Origin of the sequence: Phytopseudomonas daroniae (genome assembly GCF_004327275.1) — a bacterium.
GTDB lineage: Bacteria > Pseudomonadota > Gammaproteobacteria > Pseudomonadales > Pseudomonadaceae > Aquipseudomonas > Aquipseudomonas daroniae.
Genome location: NZ_QJUJ01000003.1, coordinates 525,810 through 539,696, shown reverse-complemented (window position 1 = coordinate 539,696; position 13,887 = coordinate 525,810). Strand labels below are relative to the sequence as shown.

The following is a 13,887-nucleotide window of genomic DNA, read 5'->3' as shown; positions in this document are numbered from 1 at the left end:
TGCCCATGTCCGACTCTCGCTACCAGATCGACGTCAGCGTCTTCACCCGCTACCTGCCGGAGCAGTCACAGCCGCAGCAAAATCGCTTCGCCTTCGCCTACGACGTGACCATCGTCAACAAGGGTGAACTGCCCGCGCAGCTGCTGTCGCGCCACTGGCTGATTACCGATGGCAATGGTCAGGTTCAGGAAGTACGCGGTGCAGGCGTGATTGGTGAGCAGCCACTGATCGAGCCAGGGGCCAGCCATAGCTACAGCAGCGGCACACTATTGACGACTCAGGTCGGTACCATGCAGGGCAGCTACCAGATGGTCGCCGACGACGGCCAGCACTTCGATGCCCCCATCGCGCCTTTCCTCCTCGCCGTACCCGGCGCCCTGCACTGATGGCGACGTATGCCGTCGGTGACCTGCAGGGTTGCCTGAAACCGCTGCAATGCCTGCTGGAGCGCGTAGCCTTCGATCCCGAGCGTGACCGCCTGTGGCTGGTCGGCGACCTGGTCAACCGTGGGCCTGAGTCGCTGGAAACGCTGCGCTTCCTGTATCGCATGCGTGATGCGCTGGTGTGCGTGCTGGGCAACCACGATCTGCACCTGCTGGCCGTCTCGCGCAACATCGAGCGCCTCAAGCGCGGCGATACCTTGCGAGAAATTCTCGAGGCGCCGGATCGCGACGACCTGCTCGACTGGCTACGCAGACAAGCGTTGCTGCATTATGACGAACAGCGCGACATGGCCCTGGTGCATGCCGGCATCCCCCCGCAATGGAGCATGGCCAAAGCGCTCAGGCGTGCTGCAGAGGTCGAGAACGCCCTGCGTGACGATGCCCTCTACCCGATGTTCCTGGACGGCATGTACGGCAACGAGCCCGCCCGCTGGGACAAGGAGCTGCACGGCGTGACGCGCCTGCGAGTGATCACCAACTATTTCACCCGCATGCGTTTCTGCAAGGCAGACGGCACCCTGGATCTGAAAACCAAGGAAGGCCCCGGTACGGCACCTGCGGGTTACTCGCCCTGGTTCAGCCACAAACAGCGCAAAACCCGCGGTCAGAAGATCATCTTCGGCCACTGGGCCTCCCTGGAGGGACGCTGCGACGAACCTGGCGTTTTCGCCCTGGATTCCGGCTGCGTATGGGGAGGCAGCATGACTTTGATGAACATCGACAGCGGCGAATACCATCGCTGCGACTGCAGCGAGGAAACAGCATGAGCGAGTTCAAACGTATCGCCCCTGAACAGGCCCAGGTTCTGCGTGAGAATGGCGCGGTGGTGGTCGACATCCGCGATCCGCAAAGCTTCGCTGCCGGGCACATCAGCGGCTCGCAGCACCTGGACAATCACTCCCTGGCCGACTTCATCGCCAAGGCAGATATTGATGGGCCGGTGATCGTCGCCTGCTACCACGGCAACTCCAGCCAGAGCGCAGCCGCCTACCTGGTCGGCCAGGGGTTCTCCGACGTTTACAGTCTCGACGGCGGCTTCGAGTTATGGCGCAGCACCTACCCCCAGGAAACCACGTCCAGCCAGCCGGAATAAAAAATGGCCGGGAGCCATTTTTAACGTCGCTTGCGACGGCCCGCAGGGTGGCCGCCAGGGATGGCCGGCCATAAAATATTTTCACCGCCAGGCCCGCGCCAGTACTGGGCTTGGCTCTCTCCAGAGCGCTGCAACAGCGTTACTGTCGGCGATTGCGCCTTGACCTTGGTAATTCCGAACTATCCTTACTTCAGGCCATCCCAATTCAGGTAGCCGGCCAATCGGCCGAACGGGCCATCGGTAACCACCTTCAGCAGACAGTCAGGCCATACAGCGAATGGTCATGGCGGGGGAAGGCAGCCGATACGCCGCGCGGGTAACACACCCGGCGGCGGCTGTCCTCGAACCTGCCACGCCACGGACAGGCCGACCACGAGGTTCTGACTGGCTGCGGGGTGCTCGGGGGATTCATCTCGGTAGCGCAAGCGCCGGGTCTGCAAGCACCCGCTCGACCGATCCCGGCCGGCTCCAAGCATCGAGCGAGGTGAAGTCATGAGCATTTTCAGTCACTTCCAGCAACGATTCGAGGCGACCCGCCAGGAGGAGTACTCGCTGCAGGAGTACCTCGAACTGTGCAAACAGGATCGCAGCGCCTACGCCAGTGCTTCCGAACGGCTGCTTATGGCGATCGGCGAACCGGAGCTGCTCGATACGTCGCACAATCCGCGCCTGTCGCGCATCTTTTCCAACAAGGTGATCCGCCGCTACCCCGCCTTCGCCGATTTCCACGGCATGGAAGAATGCATCGAGCAGATCGTTTCCTATTTCCGCCACGCGGCCCAGGGCCTGGAGGAAAAGAAACAGATCCTCTATCTGCTGGGCCCCGTCGGTGGCGGTAAATCGTCCCTGGCAGAAAAGCTCAAGCAACTGATGGAGAAGGTGCCCTTCTACGCCATCAAGGGCTCGCCCGTATTCGAATCACCGCTGGGCCTGTTCAACGCCGACGAAGACGCGGCGATCCTCGAGGAGGATTACGGCATCGAGCGACGCTACCTGGGCAGCATCATGTCGCCCTGGGCCAGCAAGCGCCTGGCCGAGTTCGGCGGCGACATCAGCCAGTTCCGCGTGGTCAAGCTCTACCCCTCGATCCTCAACCAGATAGCCATCGCCAAGACCGAACCCGGCGACGAGAACAATCAGGACATCTCCGCCCTGGTCGGCAAGGTGGACATCCGCAAGCTCGAGGAGTACCCACAGAACGACGCCGACGCCTACAGCTATTCGGGTGCTCTGTGCCGAGCCAACCAGGGCCTGATGGAATTCGTCGAGATGTTCAAGGCGCCTATCAAGGTGCTGCATCCGCTGCTCACCGCCACCCAGGAAGGCAACTACAACAGTACCGAGGGTTTGGGCGCTATTCCCTACAACGGCATCCTGCTGGCCCACTCCAACGAGTCGGAATGGCACACCTTCCGCAACAACAAGAACAACGAAGCGTTCATCGACCGTATCTACATCGTCAAGGTGCCCTACTGCCTGCGCGTCAGCGACGAGATCAAAATCTACGACAAGCTATTGACCAGCAGCTCGCTGGCCAACGCTCACTGTGCGCCGGACACCCTGAAGATGCTCGCCCAGTTTTCCACCCTGTCGCGTCTCAAGGAGCCGGACAACTCCAACATCTACTCGAAGATGCGCGTCTACGACGGCGAGAATCTCAAAGACACCGACCCCAAGGCCAAATCGATCCAGGAATACCGCGATGCCGCTGGCGTCGACGAAGGCATGAATGGCCTGTCGACCCGGTTCGCCTTCAAGATTCTCTCCAAGGTATTCAACTTCGATCCTCATGAAATCGCCGCCAACCCGGTGCACCTGCTCTATGTGCTGGAGCAGCAGATCGAACAGGAACAGTTCCCCGGCGAAGTGCGTGAGCGCTACCTGCGCTTTATCAAGGAATACCTGGCACCGCGTTATATCGAGTTCATCGGCAAGGAGATTCAGACCGCCTACCTGGAGTCCTACAGCGAATATGGCCAGAACATCTTCGACCGTTACGTGCTGTATGCGGATTTCTGGATTCAGGATCAGGAGTATCGCGATCCGGAAACCGGCGAAATCCTCAATCGCGTAGCCCTCAACGAGGAACTGGAAAAGATCGAAAAGCCGGCCGGCATCAGCAATCCGAAGGACTTCCGCAACGAAATCGTCAACTTCGTGCTGCGCGCCCGCGCCAACAACAACGGCAAGAACCCGACCTGGCTCAGCTACGAGAAACTGCGCGTGGTGATCGAGAAGAAGATGTTCTCCAACACCGAAGATCTGCTGCCAGTCATCAGCTTCAACGCCAAGGCCAGCAAGGAGGATCAGCAGAAGCACAACGACTTCGTCAATCGCATGGTCGAGCGCGGTTACACCGAGAAGCAGGTGCGCCTGCTGTCCGAATGGTATCTGCGCGTACGTAAATCGCAATAACAGCAGCGGCAAGCTTCAAGCTGCAAGAAAAGCAGGAGCCAGACTCGGCCTACTTGCAGCTTGTAGCTTGCGGCTTGAAGCTGGCCCGGAGGGCCTATGAGCTACGTGATCGACCGTCGCCTGAATGGCAAGAACAAGAGCACGGTGAACCGCCAGCGGTTCATCCGTCGTTACCGTGATCACATCAAGAAAGCGGTGGAAGAAGCGGTCAGTCGCCGCTCCATAACCGATATGGAGCACGGCGAGCAGATCAGCATTCCCGGCCGCGATATCGACGAACCTGTGCTGCACCATGGCCGCGGCGGCAAGCAGACCGTCGTCCACCCCGGCAACAAGGATTTCGTCGCCGGAGAACGTATTCCACGTCCCCAGGGTGGCGGTGGCGGCCAGGGTTCAGGCAAAGCCAGCAACTCCGGCGAGGGCATGGACGAATTCGTCTTTCAGATCACCCAGGAAGAATTCCTGGACTTCATGTTCGAGGATCTGGAACTGCCCAACCTGGTCAAGCGTCACCTGACCGGCGCGGAGACCTTCAAGACCGTACGCGCCGGCATCAGCAGCGAAGGCAACCCGTCACGCATCAACATCATCCGCACCCTGCGCTCGGCCCATGCCCGGCGCATCGCGCTGTCTGGCAGCAGCCGCGCGAAACTGCGTGAAGCCAAGGCCGAACTGGAGCGCCTGCGTCGTGAGGAACCCGATAACTTCGGCGACATTCAGACTATCGAAGAAGAAATCGAGCGGCTCAGCGCGCGAATTCACCGCGTGCCCTTCCTCGACACCTTCGACCTCAAGTACAACCTGCTGGTCAAACACCCCACTCCCAGCTCCAAGGCAGTGATGTTCTGCCTGATGGACGTATCCGGCTCAATGACCCAGGCGACCAAAGACGTCGCCAAGCGTTTTTTCATCCTCCTGTACCTGTTCCTCAAGCGCAATTACGACAAGATCGACGTGGTGTTCATCCGCCACCACACCAGCGCCAAGGAAGTCGACGAGGAAGAATTCTTCTACTCACGGGAAACCGGCGGCACCATAGTGTCCAGCGCCCTGAAGATGATGCAGGAGATCATGGCCGAGCGTTATCCGGTCAACGAATGGAACATCTACGGCGCCCAGGCTTCCGACGGCGACAACTGGAACGACGACTCGCCGGTGTGCCGGGACATCCTGATCAAGCAGATCATGCCGTTCGTGCAGTACTTCACCTACGTGGAAATCACCCCGCGCGAACACCAGGCGCTGTGGTTCGAATACGAACAGGTCGCCGAAATATTCGACGAGACCTTCGCCCAGCAGCAACTGGTATCGGCCGGTGATATCTACCCGGTATTCCGCGAACTGTTTCAGCGGAGGCTCTTAACATGAGCAGCACCAGCAGCAAGAAACGTCAGCCGCTATCCACAGGGTCGGAGTGGACGTTCGAGCTGATTCGCGACTACGACCGGGAAATCAGCCGACTCGCCGAACGCTACGCGCTGGACACCTACCCGAACCAGATCGAGGTCATCACCGCCGAACAGATGATGGACGCCTACGCGTCGGTGGGCATGCCGCTGGGCTACCACCACTGGTCGTACGGCAAGCAGTTTCTCAGCACCGAGAAGTCCTACAGCCGTGGGCAGATGGGCCTGGCCTATGAAATCGTGATCAATTCCGATCCCTGCATCGCCTACCTGATGGAAGAGAACACCATCACCATGCAGGCACTGGTAATCGCCCATGCGTGCTACGGGCACAACAGTTTCTTCAAGGGCAACTACCTGTTCCGCACCTGGACGGATGCTTCCTCGATCATCGATTACCTGGTGTTCGCCAAGCAGTACATCACCCAGTGCGAAGAGCGCCACGGCATCGATGCGGTCGAGGATCTGATTGATTCCTGCCATGCGCTGATGAACTACGGCGTGGATCGCTACAAGCGCCCCTACCCGATTTCCGCCGAGGAAGAGCGGCGGCGTCAGAAGGATCGCGAAGAGCACCTGCAACGCCAGATCAACGACCTGTGGCGCACCATTCCCAAAAGCGCCAGCAAGGCCGACGAACAGGACAGCAAGCGTTTTCCGGCCGAGCCTCAGGAAAACATCCTCTATTTTCTGGAAAAGCACGCGCCGTTGCTGGAGCCCTGGCAGCGCGAGGTGATCCGCATCGTGCGCAAGATCGCCCAGTATTTCTACCCGCAGCGTCAGACCCAGGTGATGAACGAAGGCTGGGCGACCTTCTGGCATTACACCCTGATGAATGATCTCTACGACGAAGGCCTCGTTACCGAGGGCTTCATGATGGAGTTCCTGCAGTCGCATACCAGCGTGGTGTTTCAGCCGTCTTTCGACAGCCCTTACTACAGTGGCATCAACCCTTACGCCCTGGGGTTCGCCATGTACCGCGACATCCGCCGCATCTGCGAAGAGCCGACCGAGGAAGACCGCCACTGGTTTCCGGACATCGCCGGCAGCGACTGGCTGAGCACCCTGAAATTCGCCATGACCAGCTTCAAGGATGAAAGCTTCATCCTGCAGTATCTGTCGCCCAAGGTGATCCGCGACCTGAAACTGTTCAGCATTCTCGATGACGATCAGGTAGACGAACTGAGCGTACCGGCCATTCACGACGAACCGGGTTATCGCACCATTCGCGAAACCCTGGCCGCCCAGTACAACCTGGGCAATCGCGAACCCAACGTGCAGATCTGGAACATCGACCGACGCGGTGATCGCTCACTGACCCTGCGCCACTTCCAGCACGACCGTAAACCCCTGGGCAGCTCCACCGAAGAAGTGCTCAAGCACCTGCACCGCCTGTGGGGGTTCGACATCCACCTGCAGACCCTGCAAGGCGAGCAGATCGTCAACACCCAGCACGTGCCGCCAAAGAGCGACGCCGCCCCGAACGGCGACTTCCCGCGCCTGGATCTGCACATCCCACCGCTCTGAAAACGGGCCCAGCCTGGGCCCGACTCCTCCAGCACAACGACAGGCTCCGGCACAGCGGTTATCAGGCGGTTGAAAAACGTAGGCGAGGTAGGCAAGACAAGGCAAAAACGGCCGAAAAAGCGCAGTTTAGGTGTGCTAAATGAGCATTTTGAGGCCGTTTTTAACGCAGTATTGCCAACGTAGGTAGTTTTTCAACGGCCTGTTATCCTCCGCCCATGACGGAGAACCCTATGCTCATCTACAAAGTTGGCGGCGCCGTACGTGATCGCCTGCTCGGCCGCCCGGTCACCGAGATCGACTGGGTGGTGGTTGGTGCCACCGCCGAGGCCATGCTGGAAAAAGGCTTTCGCCCGGTCGGTGCGGATTTCCCGGTCTTTCTGCACCCGGAAACGGGCGAGGAATACGCCCTGGCGCGTACCGAACGCAAGAGCGGCCGCGGCTATGGTGGTTTCACCTTTCACGCCAGCCCGGAAGTGACCCTGGAAGAAGACCTGATCCGCCGCGATCTGACCATCAACGCCATTGCCGAAGACGAGCATGGCCAGCTTATCGACCCCTATGGCGGGCAGCGCGACCTGGCGGCCAAACAGCTGCGCCATGTATCGCCGGCTTTCGCGGAAGATCCGTTGCGCGTTCTGCGCGTGGCGCGCTTCGCGGCCCGCTACGCACCGCTGGGCTTCGCCGTGGCAGCCGAAACCCTCGCGCTGATGCGCCAGCTCGCCGAGTCTGGAGAGCTGGACGCCCTGACGCCCGAACGCAGCTGGAAGGAAATCTCCCGCGCACTGATGGAGCCGCGACCGGACGTTTTCATTCAGGTGCTGCACGACTGCGGCGCCTTGGCGGTCATGCTGCCGGAGGTCGATGCACTGTTTGGCGTGCCGCAGCCGCCTGCTCATCATCCAGAGGTCGACACCGGCATTCATGTGCTGGCCGTGTTGCGCCAGTGCGCCGACCACCAGCAACCGCTGCCCGTACGCTGGGCCTGCCTGCTGCACGATGTAGGCAAGGGATTGACCAGGCCTGCCGACTGGCCTCGGCATATCGCTCACGAACACCGTGGCATCCCGCTGATCCAGGCGATCAACAGCCGGTGCAAAGTGCCCAGGGAGTGCCAGGAGCTGGCTGAACTGGTCGGGGAGTTTCACACCCATGCCCACCGCGCCCTGGAGCTGCGTGCGTCAACGCTACTGGAGCTGATGCAACGCTTCGACGTATTCCGTCGCCCGCAACGCTTCGAGGCCTTCGTCGCCGCCAGCGAGATGGACGCCCGGGGTCGCCACGGGCTGGAACAGCGTGAGTATCCACAGGCAGCCTACTTGCTGGATGCCATGCAGGCGGTGCGCAAGGTGACCGCACAGCCCTTGCTCGAGCGTGGCTACAAGGGTGCGGAACTGGGCGAAGCGCTCAATCGCGAGCGGCTCGCCGCACTCAAGGCATTCAAGCAGTCCGCTCAGACGCAATAGGGCCTAACAGCGTTGCTGCGCGGTCGTGCGCAAGCGTTAACACCACCTAGTGTCGCGTCACAGATCAGCTGTCGGTCGAACGACCTCTCGTAGGGTGGGTTAGACTGACGGTTTTACCATCTCTGTTGCGGCGTAACCCACCACCGGCGCAACACGATCTATCACCTGGAGGGTTACGCGGGGCGGCCATCCGCGACGCTCCACGATAGCGGTGCCTGTCAATCTGAGTCCGGCGTCGCTAACCTGCGCGGCCCGACCCACCCTACGGGCGCCCGACATTTCATGGTTGACGTGACACTAGGGCGACGGCAGCAACTCGGCAGGTGTCAGCTCGGCACCACGCCACAGGAAGGAAACCGGCCACAGTTGCTGCTCGATCCGCGTCTCTCGCCACAATTCAGCGAAGCTGAGCCCTACGCCCGGATGTTCGACATCCGGCACCAGCAGTGCCAACGGCCTGAGCACGAAGGCGTTCTTGAGAATTTCCGCGCGGGGCAGCACCAGGCCATCGAAGCTGCCGACCAATGCGTCGTACATCAGCACGTCGATATCCAGCGGCAGGCCCTTGCGATCCGGCGCATAGCGACCGTTGTCGGCCTCGATGAACTTCAGCCGGCGATCCAGTTCGAGCAGTGGCAAGGCAGTCTGCCCGGCAATCACCAGGTTGAAGAACGGGCCGCTCTTGATACCCACCGCCAGGCTTTCGAAGACTGGCGAGCAACGCATATCGGTGACGATGTCGGCCAGAGCATCGAGGCCGGCACGCAGGTGTGCCTCGCGCTCGATATTGCTGCCCAGGCCCAACAGTATCGGGGTTAGCGACATCCGCGCTCGATCTCCACGCCAACACCGCCACGGGCGGCGGGCACCGCGCCCGGCTTGGTCAGCCGCAGACGCACCCAGGGAATCCCGAACTCACTCATCAGCAGCGCCACCAGGCGCTCGGCGAAGGTTTCCACGAGGATGAACTGCGACTCGCTGGCAAAGGCCTGGATGCGTGCGGACACCGAGGCGTAATCCAGCGCCTTGTTCAAATCATCCTCCTCGGCCGCCGGACGGTTGTCCCAGCCCAGCCACAGATCCAGCTGCAGGCATTGGCGGATGGTGCGCTCCCAGTCGTAGGCACCGATAACGGTGTCGACTTCCAGACCCGCGATAAACACTGTGTCCAAGCATGCTCTCCACGGCACGACAAGCTCGCCGTACCTCGTTAGAATCGGGCATCCCCCGGCGCGGAATGGATACCATGTTTTGGTTGCTGGCGATCCTCGCCTACCTGCTCGGCTCGCTGTCCTTCGCTATCCTGCTCAGCCGCATGACCGGCCTGGCGGATCCTCGTGCCAGCGGCTCGGGCAATCCCGGCGCCACCAATATGCTACGGCTGGCGGGCAAACGCCTGGCCATTCTCACGCTGATTGGCGATCTGTTCAAAGGTTTGCTGCCCGTCGTGATTGCCGCACACCTTGGTTTCGAACTGCAGCAACAGGCCTGGCTGGGTCTGGCAGCCGTGGTCGGGCACCTTTATCCGATCTATTTCCGCTTTCGCGGTGGCAAGGGCGTCGCCACTGCGGCCGGCATGTTGCTGGGTCTGTATCCACCCGCTGCCTTGCTGGCGCTCTGCACCTGGCTGCTGATCTTCGGGCTGACCCGCACCAGCTCCCTCGCCGCACTGACCGCCGCACCGCTGACATTACCGCTACTCGCCTGGCAACAACCGGCAGCGCTACTGCCGATGTGCGTGCTCAGCGGGTTGATCGTCTGGCGCCACCGCAGCAATCTACGCGATCTATGGGCTGGCCGTGAGCGACATTTCTAAGAGCAGCTTCAAGCGGCAAGCTTCAAGCCACAAGCAACATCCCACTCTCGTTCAACTTTCTGCGTGTGGCTCGCAGCGAGGCAGATCTTCCATTGGCCAGCGTGCCTGTACGCTGATGGCAAGATCCTGGTGTTGCCCGGCCAGCAGGCGCTGGCAACCGGCGTAAGCGATCATCGCGCCATTGTCGGTACAGAATGCCGGACGGGCGTAAAAGACCTTGCCCTTCAGCGCTGCGAGCATGTCCTCCAGCGACAGCCGCAACGCCTGATTGGCGCTCACCCCACCCGCGATCACCAGGCTGTTGAGCCCCGTCTGCTTGAGCGCACGACGACACTTGATGGTCAGCGTCTCGACGACAGCCTGCTGGAACGCCAGGGCCACATCGCAGCGGGTCTGTTCGCTGTCGTCGCCACTGGCGCAGCATTGCTGCCAGGTATTGAGGGTGAAGGTCTTCAAGCCGCTGAAACTGAAATCCAGACCGGGGCGGTCGGTCATCGGTCGCGGGAACACGAAGCGTCCGGGCGTACCGCGCTCGGCGAGCCGGGCGATTTCCGGGCCACCGGGGTAACGCAGCCCCATTAATTTGGCCGTCTTGTCGAATGCCTCGCCAGCGGCATCGTCCAGTGACTCACCAAGTAACTGGTACTCGCCGATGCCATCGACCCGAACCAGTTGGGTATGCCCGCCCGACACCAACAAGGCGACGAACGGAAAAGCTGGCGGAGTCGGCTCGAGCATGGGAGCCAGCAGGTGGCCTTCCATATGATGCACGCCGATGGCCGGTACATCCCAGGCGAACGCCAGCGCCTGGGCGCAGGAGGCGCCAACCAGGAGCGCGCCGACCAGTCCCGGCCCTGCGGTGTAGGCGATGGCATCGATCTCGGTGGCTACGCAGCCGGCCTCCTCCAGCACCTGGCGGATCAGCGGCAGCATGCGCTTGACGTGGTCACGCGAGGCCAGCTCCGGCACCACACCACCGTAGGCGCGGTGCAGGTCGATCTGACTGAACAGCGCATCGGCAAGCAGGCCGCGCTCGCTGTCGTAGAGCGCGACACCGGTCTCGTCGCACGAAGTTTCCAATCCCAGAACAAGCATGGTTTCGCCTTGAGGTTGAACAGTCCGGCAGCCGCCGGGCGTGAAAGGCCGGCATGATAATCGTCGCCAAGCGGCACAGACCAGTGCTTTTCGATCAGAGGCTTTGCATTCCGGTTGACGAGGCGGTAACATCCGCAACCCTTAAAAACCTGTGATCTTTCCGTGCCGTTGCCGGAAGACACAAACCTCCGGTAATAAAGAAGGTAGCTCTGGATGCCAGCCGTCAAAGTTAAAGAGAACGAACCCTTCGACGTAGCTCTGCGTCGTTTCAAGCGCTCCTGCGAAAAAGCCGGTGTTCTGGCCGAAGTTCGTAGCCGCGAATTCTACGAAAAGCCGACCGCCGAGCGTAAGCGCAAAGCAGCTGCCGCTGTTAAGCGTCACGCCAAGAAAGTGCAGCGCGAACAGCGCCGCAGCGTTCGCCTGTACTAATACCGTACACGCAACGTCTGAATGCCCGGTTTAGGCCGGGCATTATCGTCAAAGACTCCGCGTCGCCTTCTGGCGAATGGTCGGAGTTTTTGCGTTTTTGCCGCTGGCAAGTCACTTGGAAATATAGGCACTGGTAACGCAGGTCGTTTATCAATAGCCTGCTACTGTTTCCCGCAACGCTGCGGCAGTATTGAGCACTTATGGCCGGCCTGATCCCGCAATCCTTCATCGATGATTTGCTCAACCGCACCGACATCGTCGATGTGGTGAGTTCGCGCATCCAACTGAAGAAGACCGGCAAGAACTACAGCGCCTGCTGCCCGTTCCACAAGGAAAAGACCCCCTCCTTCACCGTCAGCCCGGACAAGCAGTTCTATTACTGCTTCGGCTGTGGCGCTGGCGGCAACGCCCTGGGCTTCGTGATGGATCACGACCAGATGGAGTTTCCCCAGGCGGTCGAGGAACTGGCCAAACGTGCCGGCATGGACGTGCCACGGGAAGACGGCGGACGTGGCGGCAAGCCCCGCCAACCTACCGACTCACCGCTCTACGCCCTGCTCAAGGCCGCTGCGGACTTCTACCGCCAGGCACTGAAGAGCCACCCGCAACGCCGCGCCGCGGTCGACTACCTGAAAAGCCGCGGGCTATCAGGCGAAATCGCTCGCGACTTTGGCCTGGGCTTCGCCCCACCAGGCTGGGATAACCTTCTCAAACACCTGTCCGGCGACAGCCTGCAACACAAGGCCATGATCGATGCCGGCCTGCTGGTGGAAAACCCGGATAGCGGCAAACGTTACGACCGCTTCCGTGACCGGGTGATCTTCCCCATCCACGACAGCCGTGGCCGGGTCATCGCCTTTGGCGGGCGGGTGCTGGGAGACGACAAGCCCAAGTACCTGAACTCCCCGGAAACCCCGGTATTCCACAAGGGTCAGGAACTCTACGGCCTGTACGAGGCGCGCAAGCACAACCGCAATCTCGACGAGATCATGGTGGTCGAGGGCTACATGGACGTCATCGCCCTCGCCCAACAAGGCCTGCGCAATGCCGTCGCGACCCTTGGCACGGCCACCAGCGAAGAACACCTCAAGCGCCTGTTTCGTCTGGTGCCGAGCGTATTGTTCTGCTTCGACGGCGACCAGGCCGGCCGCAATGCCGCCTGGCGCGCCCTGGAAGCCGCCCTGCCGAACCTGCAGGATGGCCGCCGCGCTCGCTTCCTGTTCCTGCCTGAAGGCGAAGACCCGGACACCCTGGTGCGCAGCGAAGGTACCGATGCATTTCGCGCGCGCATTCATCAGCACGCCCAGCCGCTGGCGGATTATTTTTTCCAGCAACTCAGCGAAGAAGCGGATCCGCGTTCGCTGGAAGGCAAGGCGCATCTGGTGACATTGGCTGCACCGTTGATCGAAAAGATTCCCGGCAACACCTTGCGCGCCTTGATGCGCCAACGCCTGACGCAGATTACCGGCCTCAGCGGCGAGGCCCTGAGTCAGATGTCCGCACCGCCCAGCCGACAGCAGGCAACTGCGCCCTCCCAGCAGGACGGCAACAACCATGCGCCACACTTCGAAGCCATCCCCGACAGCGCCTACCACGACGTCGCAGCGACCCATGAAGAGCAGCCGTCCGCTCACGCGTTCGAACGCCCAGCCAGAAAACAGGGCAAAGGCGAATGGAAAAAGGAGGGTGGCAAGTGGAGCAAGAAAGACCGCGATGACTACCATCCACCACGCACCGCAGTGAGTGTCGAATCGCCCCATCTGAGCGCTCTGCGCAGCCTGCTGCATCACCCTGAGTTGGCACAAAGAGTCGATGATGTCAGCAACTTCGCCGCAGAAGGCGACACTTACGCCCAACTGCTGGTGGCCCTGGTGGGCACTCTGCAGAAGCAGCCAGGGCTGCGCTCACTGCAACTGATCGCCCGTTGGCACGGCACCGAACAGGGCCGCCTGCTCAAAGTACTGGCAGAAAAAGAATGGTTAATCGATCACGACAACCTTGAACGGCAGTTTTTCGACACCATAACTACACTTGTCCATAGCCAGTCGTTAAGACGGCGCGAAACCGCTCTGCGCAGCATCATGCAGAAAAGCCCGAGCGAACTCACCGACGAGGAAAAGGCCCTGCTCCGTGAGCACTACAGCAGCCCTACCTCGCCCAGCAAGACCCCAACTGGCGCCTGAGCGCCGAGCTGAGGTAT

Annotated in this window: 13 protein-coding genes; 10 read left to right on the top strand and 3 right to left on the bottom strand. The window is 61.0% G+C overall.

The features are described 5' to 3' along the window. The first annotated feature begins 5 nt into the window (after positions 1–5). The 7 genes from apaG (at position 6) to DNK10_RS10415 (ending at position 8,347) form a co-directional block, all read left to right on the top strand. Positions 6–386, top strand: a complete 381-nt coding sequence (gene apaG, locus DNK10_RS10450) for a Co2+/Mg2+ efflux protein ApaG (protein WP_131180998.1) — start codon at positions 6–8, stop codon at positions 384–386. After that, entirely contained in the window at positions 386–1,210 is an 825-nt protein-coding gene (locus DNK10_RS10445) for a symmetrical bis(5'-nucleosyl)-tetraphosphatase (protein WP_131180997.1), read from the top strand. The genes apaG and DNK10_RS10445 overlap by 1 nt, the downstream gene beginning before the upstream one ends. Further along, positions 1,207–1,536 carry a thiosulfate sulfurtransferase GlpE gene (glpE, locus tag DNK10_RS10440; protein ID WP_131191495.1) on the top strand — a complete coding sequence of 110 codons (330 nt, stop codon included), beginning with the start codon at positions 1,207–1,209 and terminating at the stop codon, positions 1,534–1,536. The genes DNK10_RS10445 and glpE overlap by 4 nt, the downstream gene beginning before the upstream one ends. Before the next feature lie 492 nt (positions 1,537–2,028). Then, positions 2,029–3,951: a PrkA family serine protein kinase gene (locus tag DNK10_RS10435; RefSeq protein WP_131180995.1), complete on the top strand. Its 1,923-nt coding sequence runs from the start codon at positions 2,029–2,031 to the stop codon at positions 3,949–3,951. 96 nt (positions 3,952–4,047) lie between these two features. Then, a complete protein-coding gene (locus DNK10_RS10430) occupies positions 4,048–5,319 on the top strand; it encodes a YeaH/YhbH family protein (protein WP_131180994.1) in 1,272 nt (423 codons plus the stop codon). Then, a complete protein-coding gene (locus tag DNK10_RS10425; protein ID WP_131191494.1) occupies positions 5,316–6,884 on the top strand; it encodes a SpoVR family protein in 1,569 nt (522 codons plus the stop codon). Before DNK10_RS10430 ends, DNK10_RS10425 begins: the two co-directional genes overlap by 4 nt. 230 nt (positions 6,885–7,114) lie before the next feature. Beyond that, on the top strand, positions 7,115–8,347 hold the full coding sequence (locus tag DNK10_RS10415; protein ID WP_131191493.1) for a multifunctional CCA addition/repair protein: 1,233 nt from the start codon (positions 7,115–7,117) through the stop codon (positions 8,345–8,347). Between the two features lie 297 nt (positions 8,348–8,644). Here the strand turns inward: DNK10_RS10415 and folK are convergent, their stop codons facing one another. Together folK and folB are read right to left on the bottom strand one after the other, a co-directional pair. After that, on the bottom strand, positions 8,645–9,172 hold the full coding sequence (gene folK, locus DNK10_RS10410; RefSeq protein WP_131191492.1) for a 2-amino-4-hydroxy-6-hydroxymethyldihydropteridine diphosphokinase: 528 nt from the start codon (positions 9,170–9,172) through the stop codon (positions 8,645–8,647). Continuing rightward, positions 9,163–9,519 carry a dihydroneopterin aldolase gene (gene folB, locus DNK10_RS10405; protein ID WP_131180990.1) on the bottom strand — a complete coding sequence of 119 codons (357 nt, stop codon included), beginning with the start codon at positions 9,517–9,519 and terminating at the stop codon, positions 9,163–9,165. Before folB ends, folK begins: the two co-directional genes overlap by 10 nt. 74 nt (positions 9,520–9,593) lie before the next feature. Here folB and plsY point away from each other — a divergent pair, with 74 nt between their 5' ends. After that, a complete protein-coding gene (gene plsY / locus DNK10_RS10400; RefSeq protein WP_131191491.1) occupies positions 9,594–10,163 on the top strand; it encodes a glycerol-3-phosphate 1-O-acyltransferase PlsY in 570 nt (189 codons plus the stop codon). A gap of 51 nt (positions 10,164–10,214) precedes the next feature. On the opposite strand, the gene tsaD is transcribed toward plsY, so the two are convergent. Continuing rightward, positions 10,215–11,258 (bottom strand): tRNA (adenosine(37)-N6)-threonylcarbamoyltransferase complex transferase subunit TsaD, encoded by a 1,044-nt coding sequence (gene tsaD, locus DNK10_RS10395; RefSeq protein ID WP_131180988.1) that lies wholly within the window; start codon positions 11,256–11,258, stop codon positions 10,215–10,217. 213 nt (positions 11,259–11,471) lie between these two features. On the opposite strand from tsaD, the gene rpsU reads away from it, so the two are divergent. Both rpsU and dnaG read left to right on the top strand, forming a co-directional pair. After that, positions 11,472–11,687: a 30S ribosomal protein S21 gene (gene rpsU, locus DNK10_RS10390; protein WP_003290642.1), complete on the top strand. Its 216-nt coding sequence runs from the start codon at positions 11,472–11,474 to the stop codon at positions 11,685–11,687. A gap of 200 nt (positions 11,688–11,887) precedes the next feature. Next, on the top strand, positions 11,888–13,870 hold the full coding sequence (gene dnaG, locus DNK10_RS10385) for a DNA primase (protein ID WP_131191490.1): 1,983 nt from the start codon (positions 11,888–11,890) through the stop codon (positions 13,868–13,870). Positions 13,871–13,887 lie beyond the last annotated feature (17 nt).

Excerpts from the sequence above, each read along its gene's own strand:
- tsaD (WP_131180988.1), bottom strand. The coding sequence starts at position 11,258 with ATGCTTGTTCTGGGATTGGAAACTTCGTGCGACGAGACCGGTGTCGCG.
- dnaG (WP_131191490.1), top strand. The coding sequence starts at position 11,888 with ATGGCCGGCCTGATCCCGCAATCCTTCATCGATGATTTGCTCAACCGC.
- plsY (WP_131191491.1), top strand. The coding sequence starts at position 9,594 with ATGTTTTGGTTGCTGGCGATCCTCGCCTACCTGCTCGGCTCGCTGTCC.
- DNK10_RS10425 (WP_131191494.1), top strand. The coding sequence starts at position 5,316 with ATGAGCAGCACCAGCAGCAAGAAACGTCAGCCGCTATCCACAGGGTCG.
- folK (WP_131191492.1), bottom strand. The coding sequence starts at position 9,172 with ATGTCGCTAACCCCGATACTGTTGGGCCTGGGCAGCAATATCGAGCGC.
- DNK10_RS10445 (WP_131180997.1), top strand. The coding sequence starts at position 386 with ATGGCGACGTATGCCGTCGGTGACCTGCAGGGTTGCCTGAAACCGCTG.
- rpsU (WP_003290642.1), top strand. The coding sequence starts at position 11,472 with ATGCCAGCCGTCAAAGTTAAAGAGAACGAACCCTTCGACGTAGCTCTG.
- glpE (WP_131191495.1), top strand. The coding sequence starts at position 1,207 with ATGAGCGAGTTCAAACGTATCGCCCCTGAACAGGCCCAGGTTCTGCGT.
- apaG (WP_131180998.1), top strand. The coding sequence starts at position 6 with ATGTCCGACTCTCGCTACCAGATCGACGTCAGCGTCTTCACCCGCTAC.
- DNK10_RS10435 (WP_131180995.1), top strand. The coding sequence starts at position 2,029 with ATGAGCATTTTCAGTCACTTCCAGCAACGATTCGAGGCGACCCGCCAG.
- DNK10_RS10415 (WP_131191493.1), top strand. The coding sequence starts at position 7,115 with ATGCTCATCTACAAAGTTGGCGGCGCCGTACGTGATCGCCTGCTCGGC.
- DNK10_RS10430 (WP_131180994.1), top strand. The coding sequence starts at position 4,048 with ATGAGCTACGTGATCGACCGTCGCCTGAATGGCAAGAACAAGAGCACG.